Below are 20,865 nucleotides of genomic sequence, written 5' to 3' on the forward strand. Positions count from 1 at the left end.
ATAGCAAGCCGACCATGATCTGCTCCTGTGTCGCAACGGCATTTCTCGCGGGCGGACTCGGGAGGACCGACGCATGGAGCTGCGCGGCATCGACGAGCTGATGGATCTGCTGTACGCGTGCCGGGGCGCCAGGGACGCGCCCGGCGGCCCGGGTGGTCCAGATGGTCCCTGTGGTCCGGGGGATCAGCACGAGCACGCGCTGCGCACCGCCGCGTTGCTGCGCCGGGCGCGGCCGGCCGACAAGGAACTCCAGGTGGCCGGCCTGGTGCACACCCTCGGCCGTCTGCTCCGTCCGGGTGACGACACCGGCCACGCCGACCTGGCCGCCGACGCGGTGCGCCCCCTGCTCGGCGAACGGGTCGCCCGTCTCGTACGCCTGCACGCCCTCGGCCCGGACGACCTCGTGCGCATGCACGCGGGCGGCTGGGCCGACACGGCCCTGATGGAGGACGTGCTGGCACTGCGCGACGCGCACGAGGCGGGCCGCGCCCCGGGAGTGGACGCCGGGGTGCTGGAGGACTGGCGGACGGTGCTGGAGCTGGTGTCGGACCGGGCGAGGGCGTCTCACCACTTGCCGGGCGCGTAGTCCTTCAGGAAGACGCCGTACAGGTCCTCGCCCTGCTCGCCGCGGACGACCGGGTCGTAGACGCGGGCCGCGCCGTCGACGAGGTCGAGCGGGGCGTGGAAGCCCTCCTCGGCGAGGCGGAGCTTGTCGAAGTGGGGGCGCTCGTCGGTGATCCAGCCGGTGTCGACCGAGGTCATGAGGATGCCGTCGGTCTGGAACATCTCCTGGGCGCTGGTCCGCGTCACCATGTTCATCGCGGCCTTGGCGGCGTTGGTGTTCGGGTGGCCGGCGCCCTTGTAGCCGCGGCCGAAGACGCCCTCCATCGCGGAGACGTTCACCACGTACGCGCGTCCACTCGGCGCCTTCCGGGCGGCGTCGGCCATGGCCGGGCGGAGCTTGCTGATGAGGATGAACGGCGCGGTGTAGTTGCACAGCTGGGTCTCCAGCAGCTCCACCGGGGAGATCTGCTCGATGGTCTGCACCCAGGTGTTGCTGTCCACCACGTCGGGGACGAGCCCGCCGGCGTCGATGGCGGTGCCGTCGAGGTGCCGGGCGACGCTGGCGTTGCCCGCGACCAGCGCGAGGTCGGCGACGCGCTGCGCGTCGAGACCGCTGGTGCCGACGGGCAGCTCGGCCGGGCCGGTCAGCCGGTCCACCGCGCCGGAGTTGAAGGCGCCGATGACGTGGTGGGCGGGCAGCTCACCGGCGGGCAGCGGGGCGCTCTCGCCCTCGACGAGGGCGGCGTAGGCGGAGGGCAGCCGACGCACGGTCTGCGTCGCGTTGTTGATCAGGATGTCGAGGGGGCCCGCGTCGGTGAGCTGGTCGGCGAGCGCGACGACCTGGGCGGGGTCGCGCAGGTCGATGCCGACGACCTCCAGGCGGTGCATCCAGTCCGCGGAGTCGTCCATCGCCTTGAAGCGGCGGATCGCGTCCTTCGGGAACCGGGTGGTGATCGTGGTGTGCGCACCGTCCCGCAGCAGCCGCAGGGCGATGTACATGCCGATCTTGGCGCGGCCGCCGGTGAGCAGGGCGCGCTTGCCGGTGAGGTCGGCGCGGGCGTCGCGGCGGGCGCGGTTCTCGGCGGCGCAGGCCTGGCAGAGCTGGTGGTAGAAGTAGTCGACCTCGACGTAGCGGCTCTTGCAGACGTAGCAGGAGCGCGGGCGCTGGAGTATCCCCGCGATCTGTCCCGCGTCGGTCACCGACGACGGCAGGATGCCCTCGGTCTCGTCGTCGATGCGCTGGGCGGAGCCGGTGGCAGTGGCCTCGGTGACCGCCTTGTCGTGGGCGGTCTTCGCGGCGCGGCGCTCCTGGCGGCGGCGCTGCTTCACCGTGCGGTAGATGGCGGCGGTGGCGCGGCGCACCGTGATCGCGTCCGGGTGGTCGACGTCCAGCGTGTCGAGTTCCTCGAGCACGCTGAGGCAGACGGCGAGCCGCTCGGGGTCGATACCGGGGCCGTACACGGCCTCGTCCGTGGTCGCCGGGCCGTCCTCTGTCACCGTCATCGCGCTGCCGTTTCCCTGATCACCCGCGGCGCGCCGACTCGCGCCCGTCACCGAACGCGGAATTCTACGGACGGGAGCGCGGCTGACCAAACGCGGGGCGCCCAGTAGCTCGGGGGTGCGCGGTTCGTCGGCGGGTGCGGGTGGGTGGGGGTTGTTCGCGCGGTTCCCCGCGCCCCTGGAAAAGCAGGGGCCTGCGGCCCCGTGCTTTTCCGATGAAGGCCGGGCCGCAGGCCCATGCCTTCAGGGGCGCGGGGAACTGCGCGAGAAACCACACACCACCCGCACCCGCCGACGAACCGCGCACCCCCGAGCTGTCAGGCGCCCCCGGTCAGCTCTCGCACGCCGCCAGCAGCCCCTCCAGCTCCGCCGTCACCGCCTTCCCCAGCACCTCCAGATCCGGCACGGCCTCCGCGTCGGCGACCAGCCCGTAGTGGACGCTCCCCCGGTACGTGGAGATCGCCACCGCCACGGACTGCCCATGGGCGAGGGGGGCCAGCGGGTAGACCTCGGCGAGCGGGCAGCCGCCGAGCCGCAGGCCGAGGCTCGGGAGCGGCACGCTGGTGACGAGGAGGTCGAACCAGAGGCGCGCGGCCTGGCTCACCAGGGGCCCGCCGAGGCGGTGCCCCAGCGGCGGCACATGGTCGGCGAGCAACGCGACCGCGCCGGCGCCGCGGTTCGGCCCGGCGTCCTTGTTGCGGTCCATGGCCGTGCGGACCGTACGGAGCCGGCCGAGCGGGTCGGGGTCGTCGACGGGCAGCTTCATCAGATAGCCGGAGAGCCGGTTGCCCTGGGGGTGCGCGGTGCGCGGCCGACGCTTGGAGACGGGGATGAGCGCCCGGGGCGCGACCCCTTCGCTGCCGTCGCCCCGCTCGTCCAGCCAGCGGCGCAGCGCGCCGGCGACGACCGCGATGAGGACGTCGTTGACGGTGCCGCCGACGGTCTTGCGGATGCGGTGCACGTCGTCGAGGTCGAGGACCACGCCGACGGTGCGGCGAGTGCCGCTCGGCTCGGCGGTCAGCGCGGCGGTGCCCCGCGCGCCCAGCGTCGCCTCGAGCGTGGTGCGGGCGACGGAGGTGCCGATGTCGACGGCCCGGCCCAGGTCGGAGAGGGTGCCGCGGAGGAACGCGGGCAGCTTGCGCACCTCGCCGAGGAGGGTGCGCGGGGGTTCGGCGGGGCGCGGCCGGGGCGCCGGCATGTCCATGGGGTCCATGACGGCGGCGGCGAGGGTCAGCGCCCGCAGTCCGTCGGCCAGGGCGTGGTGGAACTTGAACAGCACGGCGAAGGAGGTGCCGTCCTCCCCGGGCAGGACGTGCGCCTCCCACGGCGGCCGGTCGCGTTCCAGAGGGCGCTCCAGCAGCCGGCCGGCCACCGCGTGGAAGTCGCGGGTCGGCGCGTGGAGCCGTACGTGGTCGAAGGGCTCGAAGTCGGCGACGGGCTCGCGGGTCGCGCCGCCGAAGGTGAGCGGCAGGCGCACATCGGGCCGCCAGACGTCCCGGATCCGCATCCGCAGCGCGGACACCCCGGCGGCACGGGCGGCAAGCAGGTCGGCGGCGTGGGCGCCCGCGGTGGGCGAGTTCGCCGTGAAGACGCCGAGGGCCGCCAGGTGCATGGGATGTTCGGCGGACTCGATGTTCCAGAAGGCCAGGTCGAGTGGTGCGAGCTCGTCAGAAGTCAATGGCTTGCCTCGCGTCGACGACGGGTGAGTCTGCAGTCAACCGCCGATGGCCGATTACGGTCAAGTACGATCGAGCTACGCTCAGTTAACAGCAGATTAAGTCCCACCTCCTGGGGAGAGGCGGGACCACTGAGGCATCTGCCGTCACTCGGGCGTCATCTCAACCCACCCGGCCCAGCGCGGCGTGATGAACCGCACAGTCGCTCGACGCGCATCTGTACAGGACCGCACCCCCGCTACGGCACCTGCTGGCCCTTGCCGAGGGCGATCACCCCGCCCTTGGAGACCGTGTAGAGCTCGGCGTCGCGCTCCGGGTTGACGCCGATGGTGGCGCCCGGGGGGACCTGGACGTTCTTGTCGAGGACGGCGCCCCGGACGACCGCACCCCGGCCGATGTGGACGTTGTCGTGCAGCACCGACCCCTGGACCACGGCGCCGGGGTCGACGACCACGCCCGGCGACAGGACGGACCGGGTCACCTGGCCGCGGATCAGGCAGCCCGCACTGATGATCGACTCGCTGGCGATGCCGCCCGCGTTGAAGCGGGCCGGGGAGAGCTGCCCGGAGCTGGTGTAGATGGGCCAGCTGCGGTTGAACAGGTTGAAGGCGGGGCGCTCGGCGATGAGGTCCATATGGGCGTCGTAGTAGGCGTCGAGGGTTCCGACGTCCCGCCAGTAGCCGCGGTCCCGGTTGGTCTCGCCGGGCACGTGGTTGGCGCTGAAGTCGTACAGCTGTGCCTCGCCCCGCTCGGTGAGCTGGGGCAGGATCGAGCCGCCCATGTCGTGGACGGAGTTCTCGTCCTCGGCGTCCCGCTGGAGCGCCTCCACCAGGGCTTTGGTGGTGAAGATGTAGTTGCCCATCGAGGCGAACACGCACTCGGGGTCGTCGACGAGACCGGGCGGGTCGGCGGGCTTCTCCAGGAAGCGCTCGACGCACCGGCCGTCGGAGCCGGGGGTGATCACCCCGAAGGAGGAGGACTCGGTGCGGGGCACACGTATCCCGGCGACGGTCACCCCCGCGCCGCCCTCGATGTGCTGGGCCAGCATCTGCCGGGGGTCCATGCGGTAGACGTGGTCGGCACCGAAGACGGCGACGTACTCGGGCTGTTCGTCCTGCACCAGGTTCAGGGACTGCAGCAGCGCGTCGGCGCTGCCCAGGTACCAGCGCGGGCCGAGCCGCTGCTGGGCGGGGACCGGGGTGACGTAGTTGCCGAGCAGGCTCGACATCCGCCAGGTGGTGGTGATGTGCCGGTCCAGGGAGTGCGATTTGTACTGGGTCAGGACGCAGATCCGCAGGATGTCCGCGTTCACGAGATTGGAGAGTACGAAGTCCACGAGACGGTACGTCCCGCCGAAGGTCACCGCGGGTTTCGCGCGGTCGGCGGTCAGGGGCATCAGCCTCTTGCCCTCGCCGCCCGCCAGTACGATTCCCAGCACCGAAGGTCCACCGCGCCGCATGCCGCCGCCCCTCTACGCCCGGTTGTGCCGTGCTCTGTCCTGTGTGCCTACCCCTGTTTGAGGACTTCCTCGTACAGGTGGACCGTCCGCCGGGCCACCGCGTCCCAGCCGAACTCGCGCACCGCGCGCTCCCGTCCCGCCTCACCCATGCGGGCGGCGGTCGCGGGGTCGGCGAGGACCGAGTCGAGGGCGCGGGCCAGCTGAGCTTCGAAGTCGTCCTCGGTGGACACGAGGAGACCCGTGACGCCGTCCTCCACGACCTCCGGGATACCGCCCACCCGTGACGCGACCACCGCCGTCCCGCAGGCCATGGCCTCCAGGTTGACGATGCCGAGCGGTTCGTACACCGAGGGGCAGACGAACACGGCGGCGTGGGTGAGGAGTTGGATCACCTCCGGGCGCGGCAGCATCTGCGGGATCCAGTGCAGGCCCTCGCGGACGCGGCTCAGCTCCTCGAAGAGGTCGCGGAACTCCCGGTCGATCTCCGGGGTGTCGGGGGCGCCGGCGCACAGCACGACCTGGACGTCCGGGTCGATGGCCCGTACGGCCCGCAGCAGGTGGGGCACGCCCTTCTGGCGGGTGATGCGGCCGACGAACAGGACGTAGGGGCGTGCCCGGTCGAGGCCGACGCGGTCGAGGGCGTCGGTGGCGTGGTCGGGCCGGTAGAGGGAGGTGTCGATGCCGTTGTGGACGACCCGTACCTTGGCCGGGTCCAGGGCCGGGTAGCAGCCGAGGATGTCGTCGCGCATGGCGCCGGACACCGCGATCACCGCGTCGGCGGACTCGATCGCGGTGCGCTCGGCCCAGCTGGACAGGGCGTAGCCGCCGCCCAGTTGCTCGGCCTTCCAGGGGCGCAGCGGTTCCAGCGAGTGGGCGGTCATCACGTGCGGGATGCCGTGCAGCAGCTTGCCGAAGTGGCCGGCGAGATTGGCGTACCAGGTGTGCGAGTGGACGAGTTCCCGGCCTGCGAGGCCGGCGGCGATGGACAGGTCCACGGAGAAGGTGCGCAGGGCGTCGTTGGCGCCGTCCAGCGCCGACCAGGGCCGGTGGCGTACGACGCCGCCCGCGGCGCCCTCGCCCCAGCAGTGCACGTCGAGGTCGACGAGGGACCTCAACTCCCGTGCGAGGAACTCGACATGGACCCCCGCGCCGCCGTAGACGTCCGGCGGATACTCCCGGGTCAGCAGGCCGACTCGCACCCGGAACCCCCTGTCTCACATGACTCGTTCCCACATGGTCACCCACACGGGGCGGTTGGGGAAGAGCGCCGTGTTGCTAGCGGGTGCCGCCCGTCCTGCCCGACCGCCGGGTCCGGGCCGGCGGCCGGTCGAAGCAGCAGTCGCCGCAGAGTCCGCCGCCGGGCAGCCGGTAGTAGAGGCAGCAGCTGCGGCGGCGGTGGGTGGCGGGGTCGAGGGTGCCGGCGAGATCGGGATGGGTGAGCTGCGCGGCGGCCAGCCGGCGGGCCCGGGCGGCCGCCTCCGGGCGTCCGTTCGCGGCGGCCCAGCGGTCGATCTGCCGCACCGCGCCCATGAGCGCCGAGGCCGCGTTCCCCCACAGCAGACGAGGGGAAACAGGCAGTTGGGAGCAGAGGGCCGCCGCCAGGGGGACGAGATGCGCCTCCCGTACGACCGCGCCGAGCCGGTCGGCGGGCAGCATTTGTACCCCGGTCAGCCAGAGCTCGTCCGGGGCGCTCGCGTCGGCGTCCCAGCGCAGCAGCCGCGGGTCGAGATCGGGGACGCGGTCGTGGAGGGCGGCGGTGCCGAGGGCGACCGACCACAGCCGGGCGGCGAGGCCGAGGTGCGCGATGGAGGCCGCGACGCGGGGTTCGGGGGCCCGGACGCTGTCCGCCACCTTCCGGACACGGAAAATTACGGGATTCTCGTAAACCTCCTTCTTCACATCGGCATCCCGTGCCGCGTACGCCTCCGCGAGGGTGGGCAGCGGCCGCCCCGGTGCCTCCCCGGTGCGTAGTACGAAGAAGCCGCCGAGGGCGGAGAGGTCCGTGAGGTCGGCGGCGTGGTCCACGACATCGAGTAGTACCAGGGTGTGCGGGCGTGTTCGCGGGGAGGGGTGCACTCCGTGTCGCCCGTCCTGAGGATGACGGGCGGCGAGTCGTACTCCATCGGCAGTACGACTCAATGAGTGCTCAGGTACGACGACGCGAACACGTTCGCGAGGCATCGTGGTCATCATGAAAGCCGACCGTTCGCAGCGGCGGGCCGAGCGCCCCCGCCCCTCGCCGAGGAGTCGCTCATGAGCGCCCTCGCGTTGTCCGTGCTGCTGTCGTTCGTCTCCGCCGTCGCCTACGCGGGCGGTGCGATCGTGCAGGAGCGTGTCGCGGTGACCTCCCCCGGCCGGACCTACGCGCCGCTGCGCCGCCCGGCCTGGTGGGCCGCCGTCGGACTGAACGGTCTCGGCGGGCTGCTGCACGTGGTGGCCCTGGCGTACGGCCCGCTCAGCCTGGTCCAGCCGCTGGGCGCGCTGACCATCGTCTTCGCCCTGCCCATGGCGGCGCTCTTCGTGGGCCGCAGGGCCGGGGCGACGGCCTGGCGGGGCGCGATCATGGCGACGGTGGGTCTCGCGGGCCTGCTCTCCCTGGTCGGCACGGCCGACGCGCGGTCCCTGGACACCGCCGAGCGCGCCCTGGTGGCCCTGGTCAGCGCGGGCGCGGTGGCGGCGCTGATGACGGCGGCCCACGCCGCGCACCGGCATCCGACGACGCGCAGCATCCTGCTGGCGGTGGCGTCCGGTGTCGCGTTCGGCATGTCCTCGGTGTTCACCAAGACGGTGGCCGTCGACTGGACGGACGGTGTCTCGCTCGCCGACCTGCCGACCCTCGCGGTCATCGGTGTCTTCGCCACGGCCGGTCTGCTGCTGGCCCAGGCCTCCTACCGCAGCGGCGGTCTCGCTGCCCCGCTCGCCACCCTGACCGTCGTGAACCCGGTGGTGGCGGCGGCGGTCGGCATCACGATGTTCGGCGAGACGTTCCGCTACGGCACCACGGGCACCCTCCTCGCGCTGGGCTGCGGGGTCGTCGCGGCGGGCGGTCTGATCGTGCTCACCACCGAACGGCTCCACGAGGAGGCGCGGCCCGAGCGGGTCGGGGACGAGGCCACGGCGGACGCGTCGGCGGTCGCCGACCGGGAGGCGGCCCTCGCCGTCGAGCGGCTGCTCGCCGGGCTTTCCTCACGGTCGGCCGGGGTCCCGGCGGCGGCCGACGGATCGATCGGCCTCGACCAGCGGGTGGTCGTACCGGCGCCGTTCCGCGGGGCCAGTGGCTCCGCGGACGAGGGGCGGCCCGAGCTGGACCTGCGGCCGTTCCACGGCGAGCTGTATGTGCCGCGGCCGCACGGCGACCGGCATCGGGACCACGTCGGGACGTGAGCGGGAGGCCCGGAGCGGGCCTCCCGCGGTACGTCGGCGCGTCAGAGACGCACCCCTCCGGCCCGGAGATAGGCGATCGGGTCGACGTCGCTGCCGAAGCCGGGCCCCGTCCGCACCTCGAAGTGCAGATGCGGGCCCGAGCTGTTGCCCGTGGATCCGGAGCGGCCGATGCGCTGGCCCGCGCTCACGTGCTGCCCGGCCTTCACGGAGATCGCCGACAGATGGGCGTACTGCGTGTACCGGCCGTCGGCGTGCCGGATGACCACCTGGTAGCCGAAGGAGCCGCCCCAGCCGGCCGTGACGACCTCACCGGAGGCCACGGACTTGACGGTGCTGCCGGTCGGCACGGGGAAGTCGACACCCGTGTGGTAGCCCTTCGACCAGGAGGAGCCGGAGGCGCGGTACGGGGTGCCGAGGGAGGCGTTCACCGGGGCGACCCGGGACCCGGACTCCTGCCGCGAGTCGGTCCGCTGCTCCCGCTTCTGCTCCTTCTTCCCTTCCTTTTTCTCTTCCTTCTCGGGCCGCTCCTTCTTCGGCTGCTCCTTCTTGTGCTCCTTCTTCGGGGCGGCCGAGGTCAGGCTCAGCCGCTGGCCCGGCAGGATGCGGTCCGGGTCGGAGCCGATGATCCTGCGGTTGGCGTTGTAGAGCCCGCGCCAACCGCCCTTGACCTCCTCGGACTCGGCGATCTCGGAGAGCGTGTCGCCCCGGACGACCGTGTACATCTCGACCTTGCCCGCCTGTGACTGGGGCGTGGTCTGCGGTTTGACGTCCTCGATCGTGCGCGGCGCGTCGCCGCCGCGGGTGAGGCCCGCGCGGACCGAGCAGTGGGGCCAGGCGCGCGGGCCCTGACCGTCCAGCACCTTCTCGGCGATCGCGATCTGCTGTTCCTTGGTCGCCAGGTCGGCGCGCGCGGCGTAGGCCCTTCCGCCGTACGCCTCCCAGGTCGACTGACTGAACTGGAGGCCGCCGTAGTAGCCGTTGCCGGTGTTGATGTCCCAGTCACCGGTGGACTCGCAGGCCGCGACCTTCTCCCAGGTGTCCACGTCGGCCGCCTCGGCGACTCCCGTGCCGATCAGCGGGAGTGCGATGCCGGCGCCGCCGGCTGTGACCGTGAGTGAAGCACGGTTGATCCTGTTCGGCTGGTACCGGCGGTGCCGGCCGCGTACGGCCATGGAGTAGCCCCCCTCGCCTCTGCCACGAAGTCGCAAAAGTAAGCGCCGCGAACCGGCCATGACAAGACGAAAATCCAGCCGCACCAACCTCGCGAGTGGCGTGGAAGCGACCTGTCCCGGCGCGTAAGTACCTCTGTCCGGCGCACGCGTGAGCGGGTGCGGCGCGTGAAGCGCGCCGGTTGCGCACTCCATTGAGGCAGGTGGGGCCCTTTTCGCGTACTCAAGAACGACGTGCCGCGCGGCGCGCAAGGGGCCGCCGCACGTCAGGATGACCGGAAGGGCAATACTGGCGAGCACTGACGGCAGCACCAATATGAGGACCTACCGGCACCACTTGTGCATCACGACGTGACCATCACGACTCGACCGATTCACCGGCACCACTGATTCCAGGATCCATAGGAGCCCACCGCATGAGCACTTCAGCCCAGATCGGCGTCACCGGCCTCGCGGTCATGGGGAGCAATCTCGCCCGCAACTTCGCCCGCAACGGCTACACGGTCGCCGTCCACAACCGCTCCGCGGCGAAGACGCACGCGCTGGTGGAGGAGCACGGGCACGAGGGCGACTTCATCGCGGCCGAGACCGCCAAGGAATTCGTCCAGGCGCTGGAGCGCCCCCGGCGTCTGGTGGTGATGGTGAAGGCCGGCGGCCCCACGGACGCGGTGATCGAGGAGTTCGCGCCGCTGCTGGAGCCCGGCGACATGATCATCGACGGCGGCAACGCGCACTTCGCCGACACCCGCCGCCGTGAGGCCGCGCTGCGCGAGCAGGGCATCCTCTTCGTGGGCGCGGGCATCTCCGGCGGTGAGGAGGGCGCGCTCAACGGGCCCAGCATCATGCCGGGCGGCCCGGCCGAGTCGTACGACTCCCTCGGCCCGATGCTGGAGAAGATCTCCGCGAAGGCCGCCGACGGGTCGCCGTGTGTGACGCACGTCGGTCCGGACGGCGCCGGGCACTTCGTGAAGATGGTCCACAACGGCATCGAGTACGCCGACATGCAGCTGATCGGCGAGGCGTACCAGTTGCTGCGCGATGTGGCCGGGTACTCCCCCGCGCAGATCGCGGAGATCTTCCGTACCTGGAACACCGGGCGCCTCGACTCGTATCTGATCGAGATCACCGCCGAGGTGCTGGCGCACGTGGACGCGGCGACCGGCAAGCCGTTCGTGGACGTCGTCGTCGACCAGGCGGAGCAGAAGGGCACGGGCCGCTGGACCGTGCAGATCGCGCTGGACCTGGGTGTGCCGGTCTCCGGTATCGCCGAGGCCGTCTTCGCGCGTTCGCTGTCCGGGCACGCCGCGCTGCGTGAGGCCTCGCGCTCGCTGGCCGGGCCGAAGGCGGCGCCGCTCAGCGCGGCCGAGGCGGGTGCCTTCGCCGACCGGGTCGAGCAGGCGCTGTACGCGTCCAAGATCGTGTCGTACACGCAGGGCTTCCACGAGATCGACGCGGCCCGCGGCGAGTACGACTGGGACATCGACCTCGGCAAGGTCGCCTCGATCTGGCGGGGCGGCTGCATCATCCGCGCGGCCTTCCTCGACCGTATCCGCGCCGCGTACGACGCCCGGCCGGACCTGCCGAGCCTGCTGTCCGACGAGACGTTCGCGCAGGAGATCGCGGCGGCGCAGGACGACTGGCGTGAGGTGATCGTGGCCGCGACCCGGCAGGGCGTGCCGACGCCGGGCTTCGCGGCGGCGCTCGCCTACTACGACGCCCTCCGCGCGGAGCGGCTGCCCGCGGCGCTCACGCAGGGCCAGCGCGACTTCTTCGGCGCGCACACGTACCGGAGGGTGGACCGCGAGGGCTCGTTCCACACGCTGTGGGGCGGGGACCGCTCGGAGGTCGAGGCGTAGGACGGTGACCTCGGGGGACGCCGACGGGGCCGGTCGGCCGTGGTCGGGCTCGGCGGCCCCCGGGTTCTCCTGCGGGTGACAGGGCAGTGGCCCGGCGTGAAGCGGTTCACGCCGGGCCACTTGTCGTTCGTCGGCCCATCGGGTCCGCTACGACAGGGGTTTGGGGGTCGGTTCTCCCGGGATCGGGTCGGGGCCCGGGGGGCGGGGCACCGGGTCCGGCTCCGGGGTCGGGGCGGGTTCCGGTGGGGGCACCGGGTCGGGGTAGGGGTTCGGGGCCGGGACGGGTTCGGGGCGGTCGGGGCCCGGGCCCGGTGTGGGGCCGGGCCGCACGGGGTCCGGTTCTGGGTGGGTCATCGTGTCCTCCAGCCAGTGGGTGTCGGCCATGGACTTGTGCCACGGGTACCCGGGCGCCCCACGGGCAGTCACCCGGTCGGCAGCACCGCCGACGCACCCGCCGCCAGCCCCGGTCGGGGGCTGGACAGGACGGGGATCGTGGTCGTGGTCCACCGCCGGGCGGGCGTCATGGACGCCTGGGCCAGGACGATCGCGTCGGCGTCGGTGACCTCGTCGGCGGCCGCGGCGATCGCGCGGGCGTAGCCCTCGGTGTCACCGGCCTCGAACAGCGCCCACGCGGCGTCGAGGAGGAGGGTCCGGATCTCCACGGGGCCCGTGGCCTCCTCCTCGATCAGGGCCGCCGTCGGGGCCAGTGTGGAGCGCACCGTGGCGAGGACGACGATCCGCGGCCCGGCGGCCACGGCGGCGGCCGCCATCGGGCGGTCCACGCGGAGCACGGGCACGCCGACGTCGGTCGCCTCGGCGACGGCGCCCATGCTGGAGCAGGTGCACAACACCGCCGCGGCGCCCTCGGCGACGGCCTCGTCGAGCAGGGCGCGGACATCGCCGGCGACCGACGCGGGACCGTCGGTGCCCGCGCGGGTCAGCAGGTCCTCGGCGACGAAGTGCCGCAGTTCCAGGCCGGGATGGGCCTCGTCGCGGAGGGCGTCGAAGACGGGGATGTGGAGGGGGGAGGTGTGCAGCAGGGCGAGCACGCCGCCCATCAGAATCCCTCCGGGTGGGCGATGAGCCAGTCCTTGGCGGCCCGCAGCAGCTCCGGGTCGGCCGCCGGGGCCTCATCGGGGTGCCGCTCCGCCCACTTCACCACGTACGGGCACAGCGGCGCGACGACGATGCCCTCGCGTTCCGCCATGCCGTACAGCCACCGTGCCAGCGAACCGGCGATGCCCTGGCCCTCGTACGCGGGCTCGACGATCGTGTGGACCGGGACGAGGGCGCGCCGCGGGGCCTCCAGGACGAAGTACTGGATGTGTCCGGCCAGTTCGTCCCCGGCGAAGGCCTCCAGGCGGCCGCGGGCCCGGTCGTCGCGGATCTCGATGTCGCTCATGCGGTTCTCCTCGCGTACGGTCGGCGTCGCCGGGCGGCCGCCCGTGGACTCAGGCCGTGACGGCCTGGGGGCTGCGCCGCTGGTCCGAGCCCGGTACCGGTTCGGACGGGTCCGCGCCGAGGGCCACGATCCGGTTGTCGCCGTCCACGTGCACCACCCTGGGCCTCATCGTCCGGGCTTCGGCGTCGGAGAGCTGAGCGTAACTGATGATGATCACCAGATCTCCGGGATGCACGAGATGGGCCGCCGCGCCGTTGATCCCGATGACCCCGGAGCCCCGCTCGCCCTCGATGACGTACGTCTCCAGACGGGCGCCGTTGGTGATGTCCACGATGTGCACGAGCTCGCCGGGCAGCAGATCGGCGGCGTCGAGCAGATCGGCGTCGATGGTGACGGACCCGACGTAGTGCAGGTCGGCCTGGGTGACGGTGGCTCTGTGGATCTTGGACTTGAACATGGTGCGCAGCATTTTCAACTCCTGGAAGACGGCTCCCTGCCCGCTTTATGCAGGTCAAGGGCGGTCTTCACTGTACACGGGCACGCGTCGGAGGAGTCGATGACTGAGAGGAACATCGCTTCTCGTGGGGGGCAGCGCTCCCTGCCTGCTTGCGCGCCGACCAGGCTGTCGTGACGCCGCCGATCCCGTCCCGGGCGTGGCGGTCGACGCGGCCGCGAGGGGCCGCGGACCGGCGGCCGTACGGAGCGACGCCACGGCCGACCGGCCCGTGGGACGGTGGGCGGGCTCAGCACGCCCGCCCACCGTGCACTGCCGGCTCTCCTCGCGGCAACCAGGCCCCTGGTTCAGCCGGGCATGGGATGGTGCGCCCGGGCGAACTGTTCCACGACGGCGGCGCAGAAGGCGGGCAGGTCGGCCGGGCCGCGGCTGGTGATCAGCTGCCCGTCGACGACCACCTCCTCGTCGGCGACGATCTCCGCGCCGGCGTTGCGCAGGTCGGTGCGGATGCTGGGCCAGGACGTCAGACGGCGGCCGCGCACGGCGTCGGCTTCCGCCAGGGTCCACGGGCCGTGGCAGATCGATGCGACCGGTTTCCCACTGGCCATGAAGTCCCTGACGAACCGCACCGCGTCGCGGTCCATGCGCAGCTGGTCAGGGTTCATGGTGCCGCCGGGCAGGAGCAGGGCGTGGTAGTCGTCGACGGAGGCGTCGGCGACCAAGCGGTCCACGGGGAAGGTTCCCGCCGGGTTGAGGTCGAACTGGCGGGCCTGGATCTCGCCGTGATGGAGCGAGAGGATCTCGGTCTTCGCCCCTGCGCCCTGCAACGCACCGCGCGGCTGGTCGAGTTCCACACGTTCGACGCCGTCGGTGGCCAGGATTCCCACCCGCATTCCTCGGAGTTCCTGAGTCACGGTAAGGCTCCCTTCACGAGTCGCTGGTTGTACGAGGCGAGCGTCGTTCGCTCACATCCGCGCCATCGGCGGCTGTCACCCGGTCGAGACTCGCAGAACCCCCTGCTGAGCGCCTCCGCACCCGAGACCGAAAAGGAATGCTTGCTCCTGCCCTGGCGGAGCAGCCAACTGCACTTGTACTCGGAGGTGTACCGAGCCCACTGCTTTTCCTCCCGCTGGGAGCAGGCAGAGTGCGTCTCGCGTCCGGAGCATGGAGAGGTCCGACGCCACTCGGCCTCTGCTGAGGCGCGTACACCCCGAGACGCATCACGCCCGGTCAGCCGCGAACCGGCTCCACGAGGTCCTGGAACCGCCCTGGAACGACGCGCCCCAGCACGACGCGGCGCACGGATGCGGACCCGGACACGGCCGATTCGCCGGAGGATCGCATGACACAACCGACAGTTCCCTCAGCCGATGCCCCCGTGGACGTCCAGGGCGAGGCACAGCGGCCGTTCCCCGAGCACGCGGCCATGGCCCGGGCGTATCCCGGCGGCAGGATGACCGTTGGCGCCATCACGCCCCTGGAGGGCTTCGAAGGGCCCGTGCCGTCCCTGGCCGGGCACATCGAGCGGATCCAGCAGGCCGAGCGGGCCGGTTTCGCCTCGGTGTGGGTCCGTGATGTGCCGCTGCTGGACCCGAGCTTCGGGGACGCCGGGCAGGTCTTCGACCCGTGGGTGTACCTGGGGCAGCTCAGTGCCCGCACCACCTCGATCACACTGGGGACCGCCAGCATCGTCATGCCGCTACGGCATCCCTTGCACACCGCCAAGGCGGCCGCCTCGGTGGACCAGCTGTCAGGCGGACGGCTCCTGCTCGGGGTGGCCACCGGTGACCGGCCCGTGGAGTTCCCGGCCTTCGGTCAGGATCCGGGCGGCCGGGCCGAGAGGTTCCGGCAGTCGCTGGAGTACTTCCGTGTCGTCCTCGAGCACCGTTTCCCGCACGTGGAGTCGCAGCTCGGCCGGATGCGCGGCACCGATCTGCTGCCCAAGCCGGTGTACCGGCGGATCCCCGTCATGATGACGGGACGCGGCAGGCAGGACGTCCGGTGGATCGCCGACAACACGGACGGCTGGCTCTACTACACACCGCCGCTCCAGCAGCAGGTCGAGAACATCGAGCGGTGGCGGGAGCTGACCCGGGACGACGACGTTGGGTTCAAGCCGTACGCGCAGGCCACCTATCTGGATCTGGCCGAGGATCCGCTGGCCCTGCCCCGGCGCATCCACCAGGGCTTCTCGGTGGGCCGGGTGTCGTTCCTGGCGATGATGCGGGCCTGGCAGGACATCGGCATCGACCAGCTGATGATCAACTTCAAGCACAGCCGCCGTCCGGTCGCCGAAGTGATCGACGAACTGGCCGAACACGTGCTGCCGCACTTCCCGCCCGGGCGCTCCGGGGCGCGCGGCGAGCAGCGGCGGCCCATGGAGCGGGCCGGGTCACGAGGAAGCACGACCCCGGCGCCCCCTGTGTGACAGGGCCGGGCTCAGTCCCGGACGGCCCCGGACGGCCGCTCCTGCGCGTAGTCGCACGTGCCCTCCGCCCGGAATTGCAGGGCCGCTCTGGTCACCTCGGCGCCGAGGCCGCGCAATTGGTCCGCGACCGCCTGGTCGGTGAGGAGTCCGTCGCCATCGAAGACGCGGGAGGACCGTGGGACGGCGAACACCAGCGGCACGGCCCAGCCGCGCAGCGACCGCACGATGAACTCCATCGCGTTGATCGCCTGCAGGCCCTGCACTCCACCGGCGGTCGTCAGCATCCCGACGGGTTTGTTGCTGAGGTAGGGCGGGTCGTGGTCGGCCAGAAGGGCGAGCCAGTCCACCGCGTTCTTGAACGCACCGCTGACCGACCCGTGGTACGTCGGGCTGCTCCACAGCAGGGCGTCGGCGACCTGAACGGCGTCCGCAAGCCGACGGGCGGACGGAGGGACCCCGTGCTCGGACGTGTAGAACGGCAGACGCAGCTGCTTGAGGTCGAACATCTGGGTGTCGGCGCCCGCATCGGCCGCCCCCTCGACGGCCACACGCAGTGCGGTGAGGCTGGTCGACGGGGTGCGCAGCGAACCTCCCATACCGACGACGAGCAGGCGCGTCATCCTGTCAACTCCTTCAGAGCATCTCCAGGGGCGTGGGCCCACCGGGTGGCGGGAACGCCTTGTCGAGGGCGTCGAGCGCCTCGGTGGGAAGGTGGAGGTCCACCGCGCCGCGGTTCTCCCGAACGTGGCCGGGTGATCCGGAACGCGGGATCGCGGCCACACCCTGTCCCAGCACCCAGGCGAGTGCCACCTGGGCCGGTGTCGCTCCGAGGGCCCGGGCCACGGCACCCAGCGCCTCGACCTTCAGGATCCGCCCCTGCTCGATCGGGGAGTAGGCCATGACCGTCACCTCGGCCTCGCGGCACCAGGGGAGCAGATCCCACTCGATGCCGCGCCGGGAGAGGTTGTACAGCACCTGGTCGACGGCCGCGGCGTCGCCACCGGGGAGGGCGGCCAGTTCGGCCATGTCGGCGGCGTCCAGATTGCTCACGCCCCAGTAACGGATCTTCCCCGCCTCCATCAGGTCGGTGAATCCCGCGAGGGTCTCCTCGAGGGGCCACCGTCCCCGCCAGTGCAGCAGGTACAGGTCCAGCCGTTCCGTACGGAGCCGCCGCAGGCTGCCCTCACAGGCGGCGACGGTGCCCTTCCGGTCGGCGTGGCCGGGCAGCACCTTGCTGACGAGGAAGACCTCTTCCCGCCGTCCCCGGAGGGCCTCCCCGACGAGCTCCTCGGCTGCGCCGTCGCCGTACATCTCCGCCGTGTCAACGACGGTCATGCCCAGGTCCACGCCCAGCCGCAGCGCGGCGATCTCCTGTTCACGCCGGGCCGGGGCCTCGCCCAGGTACCAGGTGCCCTGCCCCAGCGCCGCGATCTCCTCACCGCCGGGGAGGGTAATCGTTCTGGCCGATTCCGCAGACATCTCGGGCCTCCCGTCTGCCGCGGATCCGTGTCACGCGCACCCGCACCGGGTGCCCAGGTCCGCGCCTCCCAGACAGCCGTGTCGCATGTGCCGCAGGGAAGTCAGGAGGGGCGGCACATGGTCGGACAACCGGGGGCAAGAGCCCGGGCGATCTCCGACGGCGGACCGGGGTCGGCCGACACCACCACACGCACGGATCTGCCGGAGGAAGTCCCGGGCGGGTCAGCCGTCCTGACCACACCCTCGTATGCGCCCGCGCCATGGCAGCCGCCGGGGACCGGCGATCCGCGGGTGCCACCCACGTGCCCCGATGCACACGCAGCGTCCGGGCCGCCGGCGCCGCGGCACGGGTGCCGTGCCGAAGGCCCCGGGTCACCCGGCGGATTCGAGGGCCCGGGAGAAGTCCGATCCGAGCTGCGACATCAGGTCGTTGAACTCCTTCTCGCTGATCGCCTCTCGGAGCACGGCCAGTACGGTCCGCACCCCCTGGTCGGCTTCCTCCTCCTTGAGCATGGTGCGTTCGGCGACGCGCCGCACGCTGTCGTGGTGGCCGAAGCGCTCGATGCGGTCCGTGGTTCCCCGGCGCACCGCCTCCGCGAGGTTCTCGGGGAGCTCGGTGACCAGGTCCCTGGCCTCTCCCGGGCTCAGCCTGTGGGCCAGCGTCTCGAGCGTGGCCCAGGTCAGGTCGGCCGCTTCCTGGCGGCTCAGTCCGGTGCGCTCGGCGACCGTACGGACGAAGTCCTGCTCATCCATGCGTCGTCCTCCTTCGCTGCTGTTGCGACGAACGGCGCGGATCCCCTCTGCAAGCCTGACACGCCGACCCGGCCCGCGCCCGCCCACGGACGGCGGTGACGACGACTACCCACACCCCCGTGGACGAATCAATATGTGTGAGCGGGGCCGGGCGTGGAAACCCGAGGTGTCCCGACTGCAGGGAGGCGTCATGGACGCCCATGTCACTGCCCAGGGAAGCCCCATCGCCACGGTCAACCCGTACACCGGTGAAAGGGTTCGTGAGTTCCCGGCGCTGAGCGCGGAGGACGTGGGGCGCGCGATCGACGCGGCGCACTCCAGCTTTCCGAACTGGCGTGCCCGGTCGACGGCTGATCGGGGGGCCCTTGTGCAACGCGCCGGCCGGCTCATGAGGGAGCGCAAGGAGGAACTGGCGCACCTCCTGACCCTTGAGGTCGGCAAGCTGATCGACTCGAGCCGTGCGGAGGTCGACCTCGCGTCCGACATCCTCAGCTACTACGGCGAGCACGGCCCCGAGCTGCTGGAAGAACAACCCCTGCCGGTGCCCGAGGGCACGGCCGTGCTGGTGAACGAGCCGCTCGGCGTCCTTCTCGGTGTGATGCCGTGGAACTTCCCGCTGTACCAGGTCGTCCGATTCGCGGGTCCGAACCTCGTCCTCGGCAACACGATCCTGCTCAAGCACGCGAGTAGCTGCCCCCAGTCCGCACTGGCACTCGAGCAGCTGTTCACGGATGCGGGTGTGCCGACCGGCGTCTACATCAATATTTTCGTGCGGGGCAAAGATGTCGGAAAGATCATCGATGACTCGCGCGTGCAGGGAGCGTCACTGACCGGAAGCGAGCGCGCGGGCGTGAGCCTGGGCGAGATCGCCGGCCGCAATGTCAAGAAGTCCGTCCTCGAGCTGGGTGGCAGTGATCCCTTCATCGTGCTGGACGGTCACCACCTCGAGCGCACTGTGTACGCCGCGTTCCTCGGCCGGATGGGCAACACCGGGCAGTGCTGCGTGGCGGCCAAGCGCTTCATCGTCCTTGCGGACGTCTACGACGCCTTCGTGACCGGGCTGCGTGATCGGATGAGCGAGGTGCGACCGGGAGATCCGGTCGACCCCGCCACCACGCTCGGCCCGCTGTCCTCCGAGGCCGCGGCCGAACTCCTGATGGAGCAGGTCCGTGACGCGGTGGGCAAGGGAGCCACGGTGGTGCTGGGCGGCGGGCGGCCCGACCTCCCGGGCGCCTTCGTCGAGCCGACCCTTCTCACCGATGTCACACCGGACATGCGGGCCTACCGGGAAGAGCTCTTCGGCCCCGTCGCCACGGTCTACCGGGTCGCCGACGAGGACGAGGCCGTAGCACTGGCCAATACCTCCCCCTACGGCCTCGGAGGGGCGGTCTTCGCCGCCGACCCGGAACGTGCTCGCGGAGTCGCGGACCGGCTGGAGACGGGCATGGTGTGGATCAACCACCCGACCGCGTCCCGACCGGAGCTGCCCTTCGGCGGCATCAAGCGTTCCGGCTACGGGCGCGAACTCGGCGACGTGGGCATGGTGGAATTCGCGAACCGCAAGCTCGTGCGCTACGTGGACGCCGACGCCCCCATCGAAGAGGTGCTGGGCTGACCTACGAGCCGGCCGACCGCGCTGGAGAGGGCCGGATCCGTCCTGCACGACCCGGACGCGTGGAACGAGCACCGGGCTTCGGCAGCGGACGCACCCGGGCGAGGGCGGAGTGCGGCGTCAGCCGCCGGCCACGGCGCGCACCGCCTCCTCGACCGGAGTGGACCCGCTGATCAGCTCGAGGATGCGCCCGGCGGTCCTGGGCTCGTGGAGCAGGGCGGCCAGAACCGCAGCCACGTCATCGCGCGGCACCTGGCCGCGGTCGGTGTGCTCGGCGAGCGTGACGCGCCCGCTGCCGGGGTCGTCGGTCAGCAGCCCCGGGCGCAGAATCGTCCAGTCCAGTCCCGGCCGCGAGGCGATGTCGGCGTCCGCCTCGCCCTTGGCCTTCAGGTAGACGGCGAACACCGGGTCGGTGCCGGGCGGCGGCGGGCTGTCCACGCCCATCGCGGAGATCACCAGGAAGCGGCGCGTCCCGGCGCGCTCGCTCGCGTCGGCGAGGAGGATGGCCGCGTTCCGGTCCACCGTCTGCTTGCGGGCCGCGCCGCTGCCCGGTCCGGCGCCCGCGGCGAACAGTGCCGCGTCGGCGCCGCCAAGGAGGCCGGCCACCTCGTCCACCGAGGCGTGCTCCAGATCGCACACCACGGGTTCCGCGCCGTCCGCGCGCAGGTCGTCGGCGTGGTCCGGGTTGCGGATCAGCCCTGTGACGTTGTCGCCGCGCGCCGAGAGCAGCCGGGTCAGTCGGCGCGCGATCTTTCCGTGTCCACCCGCGATCACAATGTGCATGGGGTCATTGTTGCCACACGCGACCGCTCACACCGGGCTGCGAAACCGCCGCGGCGGGTCGGGTCCCGCGCTTGCCGTAAGTCGGCGTACTGGCGCACCGCGCTGGTGCGCGAGAGGGAGTGCCACCTGTGCCACGCGCCCGCCCAGTTCTTACGTGTCCATGACGCACGCCGCGAACTGCTGCCCTGCGTCGCTCACTCGGTTGAGGCTGGTGGTGCCCGAGCGGCGGGTGATGCGTCTCGCCGCCGGGTCAGGAACCACTGGGTGACATCGGGAGTTCTCATGCGAGCAGATCACAGGCGCGGCCGGGGCCGCCGCAACGCCCTCATCGCGGTCACGGCGCTCC

General features: G+C 71.9%; 19 protein-coding genes. 5 read left to right on the forward strand and 14 right to left on the reverse strand.

Annotation, left to right across the window (positions count from 1 at the left end; genetic code table 11):
• Positions 1 to 73 precede the first annotated feature (73 nt).
• The gene (locus M8J73_RS37730) at positions 74 to 586 is read left to right on the forward strand and encodes a hypothetical protein (protein ID WP_055540712.1); all 513 of its coding nucleotides are present in this window, start codon (positions 74 to 76) and stop codon (positions 584 to 586) included.
• Here M8J73_RS37730 and M8J73_RS37735 read toward each other — a convergent pair.
• The 5 genes from M8J73_RS37735 to M8J73_RS37755 form a co-directional block, all read right to left on the reverse strand.
• Positions 565 to 2,067 carry an SDR family NAD(P)-dependent oxidoreductase gene (locus tag M8J73_RS37735; RefSeq protein ID WP_055540711.1) on the reverse strand — a complete coding sequence of 501 codons (1,503 nt, stop codon included), beginning with the start codon at positions 2,065 to 2,067 and terminating at the stop codon, positions 565 to 567. The genes M8J73_RS37730 and M8J73_RS37735 overlap by 22 nt on opposite strands.
• 328 nt (positions 2,068 to 2,395) lie before the next feature.
• The gene (locus M8J73_RS37740) at positions 2,396 to 3,742 is read right to left on the reverse strand and encodes a wax ester/triacylglycerol synthase family O-acyltransferase (RefSeq protein WP_249829636.1); all 1,347 of its coding nucleotides are present in this window, start codon (positions 3,740 to 3,742) and stop codon (positions 2,396 to 2,398) included.
• A 236-nt stretch (positions 3,743 to 3,978) separates the two neighbouring features.
• Entirely contained in the window at positions 3,979 to 5,199 is a 1,221-nt protein-coding gene (glgC, locus tag M8J73_RS37745) for a glucose-1-phosphate adenylyltransferase (protein WP_055539482.1), read from the reverse strand.
• Positions 5,200 to 5,246: 47 nt separating this feature from the next.
• Positions 5,247 to 6,398, reverse strand: coding sequence for a glycogen synthase (gene glgA / locus M8J73_RS37750; protein ID WP_055539483.1), 1,152 nt, complete (start codon positions 6,396 to 6,398; stop codon positions 5,247 to 5,249).
• 76 nt (positions 6,399 to 6,474) lie between these two features.
• Entirely contained in the window at positions 6,475 to 7,224 is a 750-nt protein-coding gene (locus tag M8J73_RS37755; RefSeq protein WP_055539484.1) for a (2Fe-2S)-binding protein, read from the reverse strand.
• Between the two features lie 228 nt (positions 7,225 to 7,452).
• On the opposite strand from M8J73_RS37755, the gene M8J73_RS37760 reads away from it, so the two are divergent.
• Positions 7,453 to 8,583 carry a DMT family transporter gene (locus M8J73_RS37760; RefSeq protein WP_206187864.1) on the forward strand — a complete coding sequence of 377 codons (1,131 nt, stop codon included), beginning with the start codon at positions 7,453 to 7,455 and terminating at the stop codon, positions 8,581 to 8,583.
• Between the two features lie 41 nt (positions 8,584 to 8,624).
• On the opposite strand, the gene M8J73_RS37765 is transcribed toward M8J73_RS37760, so the two are convergent.
• On the reverse strand, positions 8,625 to 9,755 hold the full coding sequence (locus M8J73_RS37765; protein WP_055539486.1) for a transglycosylase family protein: 1,131 nt from the start codon (positions 9,753 to 9,755) through the stop codon (positions 8,625 to 8,627).
• A gap of 413 nt (positions 9,756 to 10,168) precedes the next feature.
• On the opposite strand from M8J73_RS37765, the gene gnd reads away from it, so the two are divergent.
• Positions 10,169 to 11,608 (forward strand): NADP-dependent phosphogluconate dehydrogenase, encoded by a 1,440-nt coding sequence (gene gnd, locus M8J73_RS37770; protein WP_055539487.1) that lies wholly within the window; start codon positions 10,169 to 10,171, stop codon positions 11,606 to 11,608.
• A 422-nt stretch (positions 11,609 to 12,030) separates the two neighbouring features.
• Here gnd and M8J73_RS37780 read toward each other — a convergent pair whose 3' ends face one another.
• From M8J73_RS37780 to M8J73_RS37795, 4 genes are all read right to left on the reverse strand, one after another.
• Positions 12,031 to 12,657: an aspartate/glutamate racemase family protein gene (locus M8J73_RS37780; RefSeq protein ID WP_055537761.1), complete on the reverse strand. Its 627-nt coding sequence runs from the start codon at positions 12,655 to 12,657 to the stop codon at positions 12,031 to 12,033.
• A gap of 8 nt (positions 12,658 to 12,665) precedes the next feature.
• Positions 12,666 to 13,010 (reverse strand): GNAT family N-acetyltransferase, encoded by a 345-nt coding sequence (locus M8J73_RS37785; RefSeq protein ID WP_055537747.1) that lies wholly within the window; start codon positions 13,008 to 13,010, stop codon positions 12,666 to 12,668.
• A 49-nt stretch (positions 13,011 to 13,059) separates the two neighbouring features.
• Positions 13,060 to 13,479: an aspartate 1-decarboxylase gene (gene panD / locus M8J73_RS37790; protein ID WP_055537748.1), complete on the reverse strand. Its 420-nt coding sequence runs from the start codon at positions 13,477 to 13,479 to the stop codon at positions 13,060 to 13,062.
• Between the two features lie 332 nt (positions 13,480 to 13,811).
• Positions 13,812 to 14,378 (reverse strand): type 1 glutamine amidotransferase domain-containing protein, encoded by a 567-nt coding sequence (locus tag M8J73_RS37795; RefSeq protein ID WP_055537749.1) that lies wholly within the window; start codon positions 14,376 to 14,378, stop codon positions 13,812 to 13,814.
• Positions 14,379 to 14,806: 428 nt separating this feature from the next.
• Here M8J73_RS37795 and M8J73_RS37800 point away from each other — a divergent pair, with 428 nt between their 5' ends.
• Complete coding sequence (locus M8J73_RS37800; RefSeq protein ID WP_240501104.1) at positions 14,807 to 15,892, forward strand: LLM class oxidoreductase; 1,086 nt, start codon at positions 14,807 to 14,809, stop codon at positions 15,890 to 15,892.
• Positions 15,893 to 15,903: 11 nt separating this feature from the next.
• On the opposite strand, the gene M8J73_RS37805 is transcribed toward M8J73_RS37800, so the two are convergent.
• The 3 genes from M8J73_RS37805 to M8J73_RS37815 form a co-directional block, all read right to left on the reverse strand.
• A complete protein-coding gene (locus M8J73_RS37805; RefSeq protein ID WP_055537750.1) occupies positions 15,904 to 16,512 on the reverse strand; it encodes an NADPH-dependent FMN reductase in 609 nt (202 codons plus the stop codon).
• A 13-nt stretch (positions 16,513 to 16,525) separates the two neighbouring features.
• Positions 16,526 to 17,371 (reverse strand): aldo/keto reductase, encoded by an 846-nt coding sequence (locus M8J73_RS37810; RefSeq protein WP_055537751.1) that lies wholly within the window; start codon positions 17,369 to 17,371, stop codon positions 16,526 to 16,528.
• Between the two features lie 372 nt (positions 17,372 to 17,743).
• Complete coding sequence (locus M8J73_RS37815) at positions 17,744 to 18,124, reverse strand: DUF2267 domain-containing protein (protein WP_055537752.1); 381 nt, start codon at positions 18,122 to 18,124, stop codon at positions 17,744 to 17,746.
• Positions 18,125 to 18,314: 190 nt separating this feature from the next.
• Between M8J73_RS37815 and M8J73_RS37820 the strand changes: the two genes are divergently transcribed.
• A complete protein-coding gene (locus M8J73_RS37820; RefSeq protein WP_079054724.1) occupies positions 18,315 to 19,739 on the forward strand; it encodes an NAD-dependent succinate-semialdehyde dehydrogenase in 1,425 nt (474 codons plus the stop codon).
• Between the two features lie 117 nt (positions 19,740 to 19,856).
• On the opposite strand, the gene M8J73_RS37825 is transcribed toward M8J73_RS37820, so the two are convergent.
• Complete coding sequence (locus M8J73_RS37825) at positions 19,857 to 20,519, reverse strand: SDR family oxidoreductase (RefSeq protein ID WP_055537753.1); 663 nt, start codon at positions 20,517 to 20,519, stop codon at positions 19,857 to 19,859.
• Positions 20,520 to 20,865 lie beyond the last annotated feature (346 nt).

Source organism: Streptomyces neyagawaensis (assembly GCF_023516595.1).
GTDB lineage: Bacteria > Actinomycetota > Actinomycetes > Streptomycetales > Streptomycetaceae > Streptomyces > Streptomyces neyagawaensis.